Origin of the sequence: Paenibacillus whitsoniae (genome assembly GCF_003955665.1) — a bacterium.
In the GTDB taxonomy this organism is placed as follows: domain Bacteria; phylum Bacillota; class Bacilli; order Paenibacillales; family NBRC-103111; genus Paenibacillus_E; species Paenibacillus_E whitsoniae.
Genome location: NZ_RXHU01000098.1, coordinates 1 through 14313, shown reverse-complemented (window position 1 = coordinate 14313; position 14313 = coordinate 1). Strand labels below are relative to the sequence as shown.

General features: G+C 52.8%; 14 protein-coding genes. 10 read left to right on the top strand and 4 right to left on the bottom strand.

The features are described from left to right. Positions 1–38: 38 nt before the first annotated feature. A complete protein-coding gene (locus EJQ19_RS27395) occupies positions 39–836 on the bottom strand; it encodes a Cof-type HAD-IIB family hydrolase (RefSeq protein WP_126144413.1) in 798 nt (265 codons plus the stop codon). A 122-nt stretch (positions 837–958) separates the two neighbouring features. Here EJQ19_RS27395 and EJQ19_RS27390 point away from each other — a divergent pair, with 122 nt between their 5' ends. From EJQ19_RS27390 to EJQ19_RS27365, 6 genes are all read left to right on the top strand, one after another. Beyond that, a complete protein-coding gene (locus tag EJQ19_RS27390; RefSeq protein ID WP_126144412.1) occupies positions 959–1630 on the top strand; it encodes a DNA alkylation repair protein in 672 nt (223 codons plus the stop codon). 104 nt (positions 1631–1734) lie between these two features. After that, positions 1735–2745: an ABC transporter substrate-binding protein gene (locus tag EJQ19_RS27385; RefSeq protein ID WP_241243106.1), complete on the top strand. Its 1011-nt coding sequence runs from the start codon at positions 1735–1737 to the stop codon at positions 2743–2745. Between the two features lie 22 nt (positions 2746–2767). Beyond that, positions 2768–3808 (top strand): FecCD family ABC transporter permease, encoded by a 1041-nt coding sequence (locus tag EJQ19_RS27380; protein WP_126144410.1) that lies wholly within the window; start codon positions 2768–2770, stop codon positions 3806–3808. Next, on the top strand, positions 3808–4836 hold the full coding sequence (locus tag EJQ19_RS27375; RefSeq protein ID WP_126144409.1) for a FecCD family ABC transporter permease: 1029 nt from the start codon (positions 3808–3810) through the stop codon (positions 4834–4836). The genes EJQ19_RS27380 and EJQ19_RS27375 overlap by 1 nt, the downstream gene beginning before the upstream one ends. 189 nt (positions 4837–5025) lie before the next feature. Next, complete coding sequence (add, locus tag EJQ19_RS27370) at positions 5026–6063, top strand: adenosine deaminase (RefSeq protein WP_126144408.1); 1038 nt, start codon at positions 5026–5028, stop codon at positions 6061–6063. Positions 6064–6330: 267 nt separating this feature from the next. After that, a complete protein-coding gene (locus EJQ19_RS27365; protein WP_164716741.1) occupies positions 6331–7080 on the top strand; it encodes a (S)-benzoin forming benzil reductase in 750 nt (249 codons plus the stop codon). 119 nt (positions 7081–7199) lie between these two features. Here EJQ19_RS27365 and mscL read toward each other — a convergent pair whose 3' ends face one another. Together mscL and hisC are read right to left on the bottom strand one after the other, a co-directional pair. Next, positions 7200–7658 carry a large conductance mechanosensitive channel protein MscL gene (mscL, locus tag EJQ19_RS27360; protein ID WP_126144406.1) on the bottom strand — a complete coding sequence of 153 codons (459 nt, stop codon included), beginning with the start codon at positions 7656–7658 and terminating at the stop codon, positions 7200–7202. Positions 7659–7724: 66 nt separating this feature from the next. Beyond that, on the bottom strand, positions 7725–8864 hold the full coding sequence (gene hisC / locus EJQ19_RS27355) for a histidinol-phosphate transaminase (RefSeq protein WP_126144405.1): 1140 nt from the start codon (positions 8862–8864) through the stop codon (positions 7725–7727). A gap of 159 nt (positions 8865–9023) precedes the next feature. Between hisC and EJQ19_RS27350 the strand changes: the two genes are divergently transcribed. After that, positions 9024–11714 (top strand): ATP-binding protein, encoded by a 2691-nt coding sequence (locus tag EJQ19_RS27350; protein ID WP_164716740.1) that lies wholly within the window; start codon positions 9024–9026, stop codon positions 11712–11714. Positions 11715–11925: 211 nt separating this feature from the next. Here the strand turns inward: EJQ19_RS27350 and EJQ19_RS27345 are convergent, their stop codons facing one another. Then, positions 11926–12201, bottom strand: coding sequence for a hypothetical protein (locus EJQ19_RS27345; RefSeq protein ID WP_126144403.1), 276 nt, complete (start codon positions 12199–12201; stop codon positions 11926–11928). A 171-nt stretch (positions 12202–12372) separates the two neighbouring features. Here EJQ19_RS27345 and EJQ19_RS27340 point away from each other — a divergent pair, with 171 nt between their 5' ends. From EJQ19_RS27340 to EJQ19_RS27330, 3 genes are all read left to right on the top strand, one after another. Then, entirely contained in the window at positions 12373–12594 is a 222-nt protein-coding gene (locus tag EJQ19_RS27340; protein ID WP_126144402.1) for a hypothetical protein, read from the top strand. A 68-nt stretch (positions 12595–12662) separates the two neighbouring features. After that, entirely contained in the window at positions 12663–13055 is a 393-nt protein-coding gene (locus EJQ19_RS27335) for a VOC family protein (protein WP_126144401.1), read from the top strand. Between the two features lie 70 nt (positions 13056–13125). Next, positions 13126–13866: a YwmB family TATA-box binding protein gene (locus EJQ19_RS27330; protein ID WP_126144400.1), complete on the top strand. Its 741-nt coding sequence runs from the start codon at positions 13126–13128 to the stop codon at positions 13864–13866. The last annotated feature ends 447 nt before the right edge of the window (positions 13867–14313 follow it).

The following is a 14313-nucleotide window of genomic DNA, read 5'->3' as shown; positions in this document are numbered from 1 at the left end:
CGCCAAAAAGCCGGACAGCTTCACTGCCCGGCCCCTTATTACACCAGTACGAACGTTTCCAGCACATGCCGCACGCCGTCGTCGTTGTTGCTTTTCGTTACATAATTCGCCAACGCCTTCAGCTCCGGCAGCGCATTGTCCATCGCCACGCCGAGGCCGGCAACCTCCAGCATCTCCCGGTCGTTCCATGCGTCGCCAAGCGCAATGACTTGCTCCAACGTGCAGCCGATATGCTCCGCCAGGAAGGCGATCGCATGGCCTTTGGTGCCTTCCTTATGCATGAATTCCAAATAATGCGGCTTGGACTTCGTAATGTGGAGCCGGTCGCCGAGAATCGGCAGCAGCTCCTCACGGATCTGATCGCAGACCGCAGGCTCGTCGATGATGAGCATTTTCGGCTGCGGAATGTCGATCCATTGGCGCAAGTCGCCGACGATATAAGGCGTTTTCGTCAGGTGTACATATTTTTTCACCTTGTCGTTATCCTCGCCTGCATAAAGCTCATCACCATGGTAAAGCTGAAGGTGAAGCCCGCGCTGCTCACAGTAGTCGAGTAAATAGCGGGCGCAATCGATAGGTACGGTACGTTCGTAAATCACTTTTTCGTCGATCAAATTTTTTATGAGCGCGCCCTGGTACGTAATGATCGGAACATTGAGTCCGATTTGGTTGGCGATTTTGGCAGCCGAAGGGAAGCTTCGTCCTGTCGCGATCGTGACGGTTACTCCCTTGGCAACCGCTTGATGCATGGCGGCGATCGTAGCGTCCGAAATGGTCAAATCATCGCGCAGCAGCGTATCGTCCAGGTCTGCGGCAACCAGTTTATATGTCGTCATATGTGCTCTCTCCGATCCTTATATCTTCTATCTAAAATACTGCTATAAGCATACCCCAACTGCCAAGGAATTGCTACAATGAGAGTCATAGAAAAGAAGTGAAGACGAGGGAGGAACCGGCGATGTCAACCGCATATGTCCAGCAGCTGGAACAAGTGCTTAGAGCGCACAGCGACCAAGAAAACGCCCGAAAAATGGAGGCCTACATGAAGGATCAGTTTCCTTTTCTGGGCATCCGCAATCCGCAGCGCACTGCGTTGACCAAGCAGTTTGCGAAAGAGCATGGTCTGCCAAAAGGGGACGAGGCCGTCCAGGCGGCGGAGGCGCTGTGGCAGCTTCCCGGGCGCGAATTTGCGTACACAGCGATCCTTATGCTGATGCAAGTGCGGAAGACGGCGGAGGCGGCGCACATCGATACGCTCGAGACGTACATCGTCACCAAGTCCTGGTGGGATACAGTCGATACCGTTGCCGATCACCTGATCGGGTACCATTTGCAGCGCTATCCCGAGCTCATTCCCGCGTATGTCGAGAAATGGCTTGCCTCCGGCAACATGTGGCTGCAGCGGACGGCGATTTTATTTCAGCTCAAATATAAAAAGAAAACCGACACAGCGCTGCTTTTTGCTGTGATCCGGCGCATGGCGGGCTCGAAGGAGTTTTTCATCCGCAAGGCGATCGGCTGGGCGCTTCGCGAATATGCCAAGACGGATGCGGAAGCAGTCAAGACATTCGTTGCACAGACGGAACTGTCGCCGCTTAGCGTACGGGAAGCACTGAAGCATATCCAATAGAAGGGGGACAATCCCATGCCGGTTTTCAATCAGAGTAGTTGACATTGAGAATCATTTTCATTATGATAGACCGTATCATAATGAAAATATCGGGAGGGTTTCGCTTGTCTACGTCCAACAAGAAATCGATTAAAATAACATTCACCGTGCTTTCCGTCTGTGCGGCAGCTCTTCTGGCGACAGCATGCGGCAGCAACAATAACGCAACCGGTACGACATCCCCGTCCGCAGCAGCTTCCACGGCACCTGCGGCAACGGCAGCGGCAACGCAAGCTCCTGCTGCCGAGTATACGCTGAAAGACGCGATGGGGCACGACGTGAAAGTGCCTGCGAATCCGAAAGCGGTTATCGCTTCCTATTTAGAAGATCCGCTGCTCACACTTGGCGTTAAGCCGGTTGTGCAGTGGTCGGTAAAGGGAGGATCGGTGCAGGATTATCTGCAAACGCAGTTGAGCGGCGTTCCGATCATTCCCAGCGATTTGCCGGTAGAGTCCGTATTGAAGACGGCTCCGGACTTCATGATCGTGGGCAGCGAGTCCCAAGTGGAGAAAGGGTTGTACGACCAGTATTCCAAGATTGTACCTACCTACGTGCTTGGTACGGAAACGACAGGTGACTTCCGCAAAACGCTGCTGAAAATGGGCGAGCTGCTGAACAAAACCGACGTAGCGAACAAAGCGCTTGCCGATTACGATCAGAAAGCCAAAGATACCAAGGCAAAGCTTGCGCCGACCATTGGCGATAAAAAGGTGGCCATTCTTTGGTTAACGAACAAAAACTTTTACGTCGTTAATGGCAAAGTGGCAAGCGGTGCGGTCGTATACGGCGATCTTGGTCTCCAAATGCCGAACATTCTGGCAGTTCTGCCGGATGCCAAGGCAAACTGGGTGCCGATTTCGCTCGAGAAGCTGGCACAGCTTGATGCTGATTACGTCTTCCTGGTGAACAGCGATAAAGGACAAGCGGGCAACCTGGAAGATCCGCTGTGGAAAAATATTCCGGCCGTTAAATCTAACCGCGTATACGAAATGGATCGTCAAAGCTCTTGGCTGTATAACGGGGTCATCGCCGGTACACGCGTGATGGACGACATCCTTAAGGTTTCTATTAAATAATATTCGGGGGAGCGGGCTAGACATGGGTTCCGAGACAAAAGCTTCACCTCAAGCACCCGCGATGACATCGCGCCCTTGGACAGCGTCCGGCATGATTATCGGCGGATTGCTGCTGCTGTTTCTTTCCCTTATCGCTTCGATCTCAGTCGGCGCGGCGGATATTTCCTTTAAGGGAGTGTGGCAGGCGATCTTCCATTATAATGCCGAGGTTACGGAGCATCTCATTATTTGGCAGCTCCGACTGCCGCGTGCGGTGGCCGGCGTGTTGGTCGGCGCGGCTTTCGCCGTGGCCGGTGCCATTATGCAAGGCGTTACGCGCAACCCCCTATCGGACCCAGGAATTCTGGGCATTAACGCAGGTGCAGGCTCTATGCTTGCCCTGTGTTTTGCCGTTTTTCCGGGGCTGCCGTTTCATTATGTGATTCTGCTCTCTTTTGTCGGAGCGGCGGTGGCGACGGGACTGGTCTATGGGGTTGCCGCAATGGTGAGAGGGGGCGTGACGCCTGTGCGGATCGTGCTCGCGGGGTCAGCGGTCAGCGCGCTGCTGGTTGCTTTGAGCGAAGGTATTGCCATTACGTTTCGCATCGGGCAGGATATTGCCTTCTGGTTCGCCGGGGGGATCGCCGGAACCAAATGGATGCAGATCGAGATCATGGGACCGTGGGTTGGGGGAGCGGTGTTGTGCGCATTGCTGATTTCGCCCTGGATTACGGTACTTAGCATGGGCGAGGACGTTGCGACAGGCTTGGGTCTGCGGACGGGGCGCGTCAAATTTATCGCTTTCACGCTTGTGCTCATTCTGGCGGGAGCCGCAGTATCCACGGTCGGACCGATTGCTTTTATCGGATTGATCGTGCCGCATATCGTCCGTTTTTTGGTGGGGGTCGATTATCGCTGGATCATTCCAACCTCGGCTGTATTCGGCGGCCTGCTCGTTGTGGTGGCCGATATGGCTGCTCGTATGGTCAATCCGCCGTTTGAGACGCCGATCGGATCGATCATTGCGCTCATCGGCGTACCGTTCTTCCTCTATCTAGCACGCAGAAAGAGAGGGAGGTCGTAATGAAAGCAACAGGCATCACGACGCAAGCAAGAACAGCGCGGGCTGTCACGGTCATGTCCATACTAGCTATACTTATCGCACTTATTTTTATTTGGAGTATGAACACAGGGGTTATTCGGCTCAGTCCGGGGGAAATGCTGCGGACACTGTTCGGGGGCGGGACGGATAAGCAGCATCTTATTTTATTTGAGTTTCGACTTCCGCGTATCGTCATTTCGATTCTTGTGGGAGCGGGCCTTGCGGTGTCGGGGACGATTTTGCAAGGCGTTTCTCGCAACGCGCTGGCCGATCCGGGCATCCTGGGAATTAACGCAGGGGCAGGGTTAGCCGTTATTTTGACCGTGTCGTTCTATAAAAATAATCTGGCAGGCCCGCTGTTCCTCATGCCGATCATTGCAATGGCCGGAGCGGGGCTTGCGGCAATTTTGATTTACAGTATGTCTTATGTTCGAGGAGAAGGCATTTCCTCATCCAGGCTTGTACTCGTGGGCATCGGCGTATCGGCGGGCATCGCCGCCTTGATGGTCGTGCTCAGCATTCGGCTGGACCCGAACGATTTTCAATTCGTATCCATTTGGCTCGCCGGCAGCATCTGGGGAACCAACTGGAAGTTCGTGCTGGCATTGCTGCCGTGGTTGGTCATTCTGCTTCCTTATGTGATGTATAAGGCAAATGTGCTTAATGTGCTTAATCTTGGCGAAAATACTTCCCTTGGACTCGGCGTCGCGCTCGAGCGCGAGCGCAGATGGCTGCTGGCCTCGGCTGTGGCGCTCGCTGGCGCTTGCGTGGCCGTCGGAGGCGGCATCGGCTTTGTCGGGCTCATCGGCCCGCATCTGGCCAGACGTCTCGTCGGACCGAAGCATCAATACTTGCTGCCCGCGTCCGCGCTGACCGGAGGTTTGATTCTGATCCTGGCCGACACCTTGGCACGATGGGTGTTTCAGCCGACGGAAATTCCGACAGGGCTTGTCGCGGCGGTGATCGGGGCCCCGTACTTTCTATATTTATTGGCGCGCGCTAGAAATTAGTGCGTGGCTTGGACCAATCCGTGGCAGGGCGGTGAGCTTGCTGCGGATTTTTTTGTTTTTCAAAAAAACATGGTTGATGTCATTAAACATAACGCATATATTGGGAATATATTTATGTGTTAAGTATATTGACATATCTATTACATTCATATAAAGTAATTGAAAATTCAAAAGATCGGAGTGGCTCCTATGCGTACACCTGACCTGTTAACGAGATTGCCGAAAGTGGATTTGCACCTGCATTTGGATGGAAGTGTGAGGCCAGAGACGATTGTGGCACTTGCGCGGGAGCAAGGCATCGCCTTGCCTACGTATGAGACCCAGGCGTTGATTCCGTACATGCGGGTCACGGAGCATTGCGGAAGCCTTATTGAATATCTGGAGAAATTCCACTTTACGACGCGTTTCCTGCAAACCGGAGCGGCACTGGAACGGGTTGCGTACGAAGTCGTCGAGCAATCCGTGGAACATAACTGCCGGTATGTGGAGGTGCGTTTTGCGCCGCAGCTTCATCGGCACCAAGGATTGTCGATCGAGGAGACGTTTCACTACGTCATCCTGGGGCTGCGGCGGGCACAGCATGACTTTGGCACTCGGTTTGGCGTAATTGCCATCTGCATGCGCAATCACTCCTGCGCCAGTAATATGGAAGTGATTGAGGCTGCTGCACAGTATGCTGGCAAGGGGGTCGTCGCCGTCGATTTGGCGGGAGACGAGGCGACGTATCCGCCGGAGTTTTTCCGGGAAGTCTTCGCCAAGTCCCATGCGCTCGGCATTCCGGTTACCATTCACGCGGGCGAGGCGGGAGGAGCAGTGAACGTGGAGGAAGCCGTCACAGGGCTCGGTGCCACGCGCATTGGCCACGGCGTCCGGCTGCGTGAGAATGCAGACATCCTGCGAATGGTGAAAGACCGACGGATTCCGCTGGAAATGTGCCCGATCTCCAATATCCAAACCAAAGCTGTCGCTTCCTGGGACGCCTACCCGATACGGGAGTACATGGACCAAGGCTTGATCGTGACTGTTAACACCGACAACCCCAGCGTATCGGGCACGAACATCACCAACGAGTATCGGGCCCTCGCCGACAACTTCGGGTTCTCGCCGCCGGAATTGGCAAAGCTCATCATGAACGGCGTGGAGGCCGCTTTTATGCCCGAATCCGACAAGGTGCAATTCCGCAGCGAGATGGAAGCGGAGCTGAGCAGCTTAGGCGTCTATAATTAAAATAAGCCTCGAATACCACAGGCTTGAAGTAACTTGCAGAGGGCGCACCGCCGCTGGAAATTAACTTCGCCGTTGTGGGATTCGAGGCTTTTTGTGGTAGATGTAAAAAACGCATAATAGCGTCTTTTTCGTTCTTTTCATGCTTGCGAAGAGAAGCGTCATGGCACGTCGCGCTTCAAGGAGCCTGTTCAACAACTTGACATTCTGAGCGATGGGGATAGTATGGAAATACCGAATACACGCCCACCCAAGGAGGAATCAACGATCATGGACGTCTACATTATCACCGGCGGCACGCGCGGCATCGGCGCTGCGCTTGCGACGCAGCTCCTGCAAGAAGGCGCAGCGGTGCATTGCATCGCCCGCAGCGAAAGCGAGGCCCTGCGCCAAGCGGCGCAAAGCGCGAAAGGTGAATTCACCTTTCACGCTTACGACCTGGCGCAGACCGAAGGCATCGATTCGCTCATGGCGCGAATCGTAGAACCCCTCGTCAGCGTGACCTCGATCACGCTGATCAACAACGCGGGCACGCTCGCGCCGATGAAGCCGCTCGGCGCCGCAAGCCCGCAGGACCTGCAGCGCAGCCTGCAGGTCAACCTCATCGCGCCCGCGCTGCTGACGAACAGCTTCATCCGGCTCACGCAGGCGTGGCCGGTCTTGAAGCGGGTCGTCGGCATCTCCTCGGGCGCGGGCCGCAAACCCTACCCCGGCTGGGGTGCCTACTGCACCGCCAAAGCCGGGCTGAATATGCTGACGCGCTGCGCGGGCGTCGAGCAGGCGAACCAGCCACACCCGGTGCACGTCATCTCCGTAGCACCGGGTGTGGTCGATACAGACATGCAGCGGGAGATTCGCGCTGCATCCCATACGGACTTCCCGGAGGTAGGCCGGTTCGTCGCTTTAAAGGAGCAGGGCGAGCTGCGCACCCCTGCGGATACCGCCGCGCAGCTGCTTCGCCTGCTGCGCGATAATGCCTTCGAGTCCGGCGAGATAGCCGATCTCCGGACCAAAGCTTAGCCGGCTGCCCACAGCCGCGCGAATGAAAAAAAGCCCCGCAAAGGGCTTTTTTCTTTGGTTTTTGCATGAACAAGTGTCGGGCTTGATCCCGCGTTATGCCGCTGTGCGTTTCATAATGCTTACTGAATACCGCCGCTCGCCGTGCCGGTTGCCAGTTCTGACGTACAGAACTTGCAGCGCGTCGCCTGGATCGGAATTTCCGAAATGCAGTGCGGGCACTTTTTGGTCGTAACTTCCTTCGGCTCTTCCTTCTTGCGGAAACGGTGTAGTTGCCGCACAACCATGAATATAACAAAGGCCACAATCAGAAAATCAAGAAAAACAGTAAGGAATTGCCCGTAGTTAAAGGTAGGTGCATTTGCCGCTGCTGCGTCCGCAAGCGTATCATAATGTTTGCCATTTAATGAAATGAACAAGTTATTGAACTGCACTTTACCGACGATCAAACCGACAAGCGGCATCACCAGATCGCTCACAATCGACGAGATCACTTTCCCGAAGGCGCCGCCAATGATGACCCCGACCGCGAGGTCGATCATATTGCCTTTGAAGGCAAAATCTCTAAATTCTTTTAACATAACCTACCTCCAGCTGGCACGTAATTTGCTAGCATTGTACCATAATTCATAGAGTCGGACAATCGGCTAGATCGGTGTGCTCGGCTGGGCGAGAGAGGCCAGAATGGCGGTAAGTTCTTGAATAAACAACGCCTGTTCTTCCGGAGTCCCGATGGATACGCGAATATGATTCGGCAAATGCCAGCTTCCCGCATAGCGGACGATGATGCCGCGCTGCATCAGGCGATCGTAGATCGTTTTGGCGTCGGGACCAAGCTCTACCAGTACGAAATTGCTCATGCTCGGCGTGTAACCCAGATTCAGGGCATCCAATTGTGCATACAGCGTGTCTCGGCCTTGCTCGTTCAAAGCACGCGTTGCCTCTACATGCGCTTCATCGCGAATAGCGGCGGCAGCGGCGACTTGCGCCAGCATATTGACGTTGAATGGCTCTTTCACCTGGCGAATGCGGGCGATGATGCCCGGATCTGCAATGCCGTAACCGACGCGAATGCCAGCCAGCCCATACAACTTCGAGAAAGTTTGCAGCACGACGATGGGAAAGCCGCTGCGCACAAGCTCGATGCCGTCGCTGTAGTCGTCAGCCGTTACAAAATGGCTGTAAGCACCGTCATAAACCACCAGCACATGCGAGGGGAGGGAGGCAACAAGCCGATGCAGCTCCTCTTTCTTCATATAAGTGCCTGTCGGATTGTTGGGTGAGCAGAGATAGAGCAGCTTGGTACGTTCCGTAACAGCGGCGAGCAATTCGTCTGCGTCATAGGCGAATCCCTCGCGGAGTGGAACAGGCACGACTTTGGCTCCCAGCAGATTGCCGCCGAATTCATACTCGCTGAACGTTGGAGAAGGAACGATCACCTCATCGTCTGCATCCAAGAATGTTTCTGAAAGCAGTGTGATCAGCTCATCTCCGCCATTGGTCACCAGCACCTGTTCCGGATCCAGTGCGTAGTGGCCCGCAATCGCTTTACGAAGGTGGACCGTATCGGCATCCGGGTAGCGGTTGATCTCGGTCAGATAAGCTTGAATCGCCTCCAGCGCCATAGGGGATGGACCGATTGGGTTTTCATTCGAAGCCAGCTTTGTGACGCGCTCGATCCCTAATTCCTGCTGCACTTCCCAAATCGGTTTGCCTGGCGAATAAGGCTTCATACGGGATAAAATATTTCTGGACACAATGTTGGAAATACCTGGGCCCTTCTCCATGTTGTCAGCTCCTTTTAAAGGGAATGATAGATCTCTTTATTTAGATAATACATTAACTCGTTAAAGTAGTAAAGCTTAAAATAATCATACCCAGATACTGGGATTTTGAGTTATGATAATAAGAGGGGGACTGTACTGTGGTGAAAGGATGACAGCATGATGGGAAAAATGAGATTCGGCATTCGCGCCAAAATTATGATCGGCTACATATTCATCATCATTTGTATCACCATTTCCTTCATATTGGTCAATCGGGAATTAATGATCATGCAGAAGGATCGCAATTATGTCATAGAGCATGATTTTGTCATTAGCAATGAAACGAACCAGCTTGAGAAATACGTCATGGACATGGAAATCGGGCAAAGAGGCTACCTGCTTACTGGGGAAACCAATTACCTGGAACCTTATAATTCTGCTGAGAGCAAATGGCGGGATACCTATACGCGACTTCTGGAGCTCTCCTATGGAAACGCTGTTCAGCTTAATAACTTAGTGTCGATCAAGTCTTCCATTGAGGATTGGCTTTTGCAGTCTGGCGGAGCTGCTATGATGCAGCTTCGGAAAGAGATTTCGAACACGAGTACACCTAATGTTTCATTTTTTCAAGCGCACCAGGATATACTGGACATTCGCGCACAGCTAGGGAGATACCGCACGATGGAGATGGGGTACCTGACGACGCGGACCAAGGAATTGGATGCTCAGAATAAGATGCTCACGCACTCATTTTTTGCGATGCTCGGGCTAGTTCTGATCTTTTCCATGATTACGGCCGTGCTGGTCTCCGGTTCCATTGTCGGCACGCTTAAGCAAGTTACCCGGAGCATTATTAAGCTGACCTCAATGAAAAGGGACCGCACCAAACGCATTTATGTCCGCATGAACGATGAAGTCAAAGATTTGGCGGAGGCAACGAATGCGCTGCTCGAGAACCAGGAGGAGATCGAATGGCAGCAGCGAAAGTTGACCGAGCTTATTCGATTGCTGCAAGGTATCCCGGATTTGGAGCAGTTGGCCGCAATGATTATTGGACAAGCCTATGATATGTTCGGGGCTTCGTACGGCGCTTTTTATTTCAGATGTACCGTGAACGGTAAGGATGTACTGATGAAGCTGGCGTCCTATGCCGACGTACCGGCGGACGATGAGGTAGGCAAGCCTTATATCGCAGTTGGCGAAGGGCTCGTAGGCCAGTGTGCTTTGGAAAAAAGGATGTTTCACCTCACCCATGTACCGGACGCTTATATTACGCTATCAACCGGTTTGTGCACGGCAAAGGCGCAAAGCGTGCTCATCGTACCTATTTTACATAACAATGAAGTGATTTCAATCATCGAACTTGCTTCGCTCGAACGCTTCACGTCCATGCAGCTTGAACTGCTGCACGATGCGCTTGAAGTGCTCGGCACCATTATTCATAGTGTGCAAACGCGCGTGGAACTCGAGCAGTTGCTCCAGGAATACCAGGTGATTACGGAGGAGCTTCGGACACAGCAGGAAGAGCTTCATATTACGAACGAACAGCTCGAGGAACGAAACCGCTATGCGGATGAGCGCTCCAGAGAGCTTGAGCACATGAGAGCTTCTTTTGAGGAGTACGCGATCCAGTTGGAGCAGAGCTCCCGCTATAAGTCCGAGTTTCTGGCCAACATGTCGCATGAACTGCGTACCCCGCTGAACAGTGTGCTCATTTTATCGCAAATGCTTCATGAGAACAGCAACGGCTCCCTCTCCAAGGAAGAACAGGAGTACGCGAGAGTCATCCACTCCTCGGGTAACGATCTTTTGCATTTGATTAATGATATTTTGGATTTATCCAAAGTAGAGGCCGGCAAACTCGACATACATGTTAGCGAAATGAACCTCTTCACGCTCCCTGACATACTCCGAAGTCAGTTTGACAAAGTGGCGGAGCAGCGAAACCTTGATTTTACCATAGCGATTGATGGCGACGTGCCGACTGTTTTTTATTCGGATGAGCAGAGGGTTAGTCAAATTGTTAAAAACCTGCTGTCCAATGCGTTCAAATTCACGCATGAGGGCGCGGTTCAGGTTGCAATCCGCAAGTGTTTACCCGCCGAGATGGACAGTGTTGTACCAACGGTTAAGCATAGCGGCCCAGCGATTGCCGTTTCCGTTCAAGATACGGGGATTGGCATTTCGCCGGAGAAGCAGCAGCTTATCTTCGAGCCTTTCACCCAGGCGGACGGTACGACGAATCGGAAGTACGGCGGCACGGGGCTGGGCCTTTCGATCTCCCGCGAACTTGCGCGTCTGCTTGGTGGCGCCATTGTGATGGAGAGCGAGGAAGGCAGAGGAAGTCGCTTCACCCTTTACGTACCTTCCATTCAGCATAAAATGGAAGAAATGAATCAGACCTTCCTGGAGGCGGCGGCTTCCTCGGGGTCGACGATCAGCGGGTACTTGCTGCGTGATGCCTATAAGAAAGCGCCCGCCATCGAGGCGAAGAACAATTTCGCGGGCCGCAAAGTGCTGGTTGTCGATGACGATGTACGCAACGTCTACGCCTTGTGCAACGCTTTTGAAAAAGAAGGCATACGGGTCAGCGTCGCGCAGAACGGGCAGGAATGTATCGAACTGCTTCAGCAGGATCCGGATATTGAGCTCATCCTGATGGACATCATGATGCCCGTGATGGACGGCTACGAGGCGATCCGCCTCATTCGCAAAGACGAGCGCTACGTCGAGGTGCCGATTATCGCCCTGACGGCAAAAGCCATGAAGCAGGACCGGGAAATCTGCCTGCAGGCAGGCGCTTCCGACTACATCTCCAAACCGCTGAACCTTAGTCAGCTGTTCTCGCTCATGCGAGTGTGGTTGAGCTAGGGCGTGTCTGAAAACCCGCTCAGGGGCATCTTTCACCACCTTTTCGCCCCCTGCTGCGTCACTTTCGCTTGACGTACCCCCGGTACGCCTTCACAAAAGTTCCTTGCATGGAACGAAAATTCGGCAAAATCTGCGGCCCTCGGAGCATTCAGACTCGCCCTAGTCAGCCGCGCTAAGAAAAAAGACCTCTGACCACCGCTATCCGGCGGAGTCAAAGGTCTTTTTTATAGTGGATCTCAAAATGATAGATCGTATTTCGTGTCAACACGCGAAAGTCTACGCCTTCCTGATCGATCGCTTGAACCCGTGTCGTTTTGATCGGGGAGTCGACGTGCACCGCTGTCAGCGTCATGGGCCGTCCGACCTCCGTCGGACTGATTTCGCGAAATACCTGTCCTTGAATTTCATCAAAATTAAACCGCTCCGACTTATGCTTGGGTGTAATCCCGTCCACCTCGTAAATTTGCAGCAGCTTTAACACTCTCACACCGATGCCTCCTGTCTGCTGTCGTCCATTTGTTCATTCGTTCCCTCTATTATACACCCTCCGAACCCCCGTTGCGAAACTAGAAAAACCTAACATAAACCTAATAATGTTCTCACACTTTTCTAGCTTCCCGAATATACAATATGCTTATCTGAATCGGGGGTGCTGTCAATGGTGCACACAAAAGTGCTGATTGCTGAAAAAGAAGTGCTGCTTTTCTTTGAGGTCATGTATCAGGAATACGCTCAGCGGGCGATCGATACGGTCAAAAGTCATTTAGCGAACGCTCAAGTGAAGGAGATTTTCGATAACCTGGGGTTAATCCATACAACGAACACGGAGGTTACGCTGTACTCGTTGAACGGGGACATGGAAACGATCCTGATGGCCTAGTCGGACTGGCTCTTTCTCGCTCTTTTCGGTACAATGAAGAAGAGCTTGAGTGAGGAGGTTCATGACATATGGCTGTAAAAAGATTGGAGCACGTCGGCGTGATGGTAGCGAACCTGGAGGCTTCTATCGCGTTCTATGAAAAAGTGATCGGTTTAACGCACAAAGGCACCCTCCTGCATACGAACGGTGTAATACGGCTCGGTTTTCTGGGCTTTGGCGCGCAAGGTGAAACCGAAGTGGAACTGATCGAAGGCTACAATTCGGGCTTGCCGCAAGAAGGCAAAGTGCATCACTTGGCGTTCACCGTGGATGATATTGAAGCGGAATACACGCGGATTCAGGGCTTGTCCGTGGAACAGTTGGATGAAGAGATCGTGACGCTGCCAAACGGATCGCGGTACTTCTTTTTCAATGGTTTGGACGGCGAACGCATTGAATTTTTCGAAACCACGCGAGGTTAGGTTTATATCAGCTCCAAACCGGGCATCCTTTTACTAGATTGATAGATTCTAGTTAAAGAGGTGCTTTTTTATGCGAGGTCAAGGTCGCTGGGTGCAAGCAATCGTTATGGTTTCAATCGTCCTTCTCTCTTTTGGCTGGATTCGCCACGCCGAGGCGGAAACGGGACAAGACGCGCGTAAGCTGCTTGCCGCCGCCGGGCCTTTTGTAGACAGCAATCATAATACTACGTTCAAATATAATGCTTACTTTGGGTCATGCGAGGGTACTGATGTCAATGTTCAAAAGGCTGGTGCAACCCTGGCGAGTGCACTGGGCTTTCAGGGAGCGGCTGGCGGTGACTCATCGATCTATAGCAGCCGGATGACCTTAGCCCCGAATGTCGCAGCTTCGCTTACCGTTGCAAGTCCTGCAGGACAACGAGCTTGCTATGCCGTTGTGCGCCTGGATGCCGCGGGCAGTGTGGATGAGTCGCAGTTGCTCAGTTGGCAGGAACAGATGGATGGCAAGCTGCAAGAGCAAGACGTTCGAGGCCATTGGAACGTGATGGTGCAAGGCTATGTCTCTTCTGAAAAGATGGCCGACAACCCGGAGCTGCTGCTTGACGACATCGTCCTTGCTTGTGGCGGCAAGGTTGTCGAGAACTACTCCGATGCGCATACGTTCAGCAGATCGATGGTTTCTGGGAAGTTCAAAGCTTCCGTGCAAAGCGGTAAACATACCGTGAACGCGCAGGTTGCGCTTCATCGGGATTCGACCTCGGGCGAATGGCGGGTCACCGTGGGGACGCCTCTCATCACAATGGAATATTAAGCGGAAAAGGGTGCAGGCGCTGCGCCTTTTTATTTTGCGAATTTCTTTAGTACCAACATTCGAAAGAGTGGCAATTGTACAACTTTTTCGGAGGGGTTGAAAATGCCGCTTGTCCGTGGTACATTAGTCAACGTTGTTCGGAAAGAACACGGCGCGAAGATGACGGTTTTGCTTTTGGGCAGCTTCGTGTGGTAAGATGAAACTCCCTCAGAACCCGACATGAAGTGACAAAAAAACACTTGCAAGGATGCAGCGTTCTGTGGTAAATTAAATTTCGCTGTGTTGGTGATACTACAGCGAGCGAAAGACATTGATCTTTGAAAACTGAACAACGAGTGAGTAAGCAAAACGGTTGAGCAATCAACCATAATGAGATTGAATAATCTCGCTAGCAAGTCAAATGAGCAAGTCAGCTTAAAATAAATGAGCGAGCAATCGTTCACTTTT

Bases quoted from the DNA above. Each gene is read 5' to 3' on its own strand.
- EJQ19_RS27395 (WP_126144413.1), bottom strand. From the start codon at position 836: ATGACGACATATAAACTGGTTGCCGCAGACCTGGACGATACGCTGCTG.
- EJQ19_RS27390 (WP_126144412.1), top strand. From the start codon at position 959: ATGTCAACCGCATATGTCCAGCAGCTGGAACAAGTGCTTAGAGCGCAC.
- EJQ19_RS27380 (WP_126144410.1), top strand. From the start codon at position 2,768: ATGGGTTCCGAGACAAAAGCTTCACCTCAAGCACCCGCGATGACATCG.
- EJQ19_RS27375 (WP_126144409.1), top strand. From the start codon at position 3,808: ATGAAAGCAACAGGCATCACGACGCAAGCAAGAACAGCGCGGGCTGTC.
- add (WP_126144408.1), top strand. From the start codon at position 5,026: ATGCGTACACCTGACCTGTTAACGAGATTGCCGAAAGTGGATTTGCAC.
- EJQ19_RS27365 (WP_164716741.1), top strand. From the start codon at position 6,331: ATGGACGTCTACATTATCACCGGCGGCACGCGCGGCATCGGCGCTGCG.
- mscL (WP_126144406.1), bottom strand. From the start codon at position 7,658: ATGTTAAAAGAATTTAGAGATTTTGCCTTCAAAGGCAATATGATCGAC.
- hisC (WP_126144405.1), bottom strand. From the start codon at position 8,864: ATGGAGAAGGGCCCAGGTATTTCCAACATTGTGTCCAGAAATATTTTA.
- EJQ19_RS27350 (WP_164716740.1), top strand. From the start codon at position 9,024: ATGGGAAAAATGAGATTCGGCATTCGCGCCAAAATTATGATCGGCTAC.
- EJQ19_RS27340 (WP_126144402.1), top strand. From the start codon at position 12,373: ATGGTGCACACAAAAGTGCTGATTGCTGAAAAAGAAGTGCTGCTTTTC.
- EJQ19_RS27335 (WP_126144401.1), top strand. From the start codon at position 12,663: ATGGCTGTAAAAAGATTGGAGCACGTCGGCGTGATGGTAGCGAACCTG.
- EJQ19_RS27330 (WP_126144400.1), top strand. From the start codon at position 13,126: ATGCGAGGTCAAGGTCGCTGGGTGCAAGCAATCGTTATGGTTTCAATC.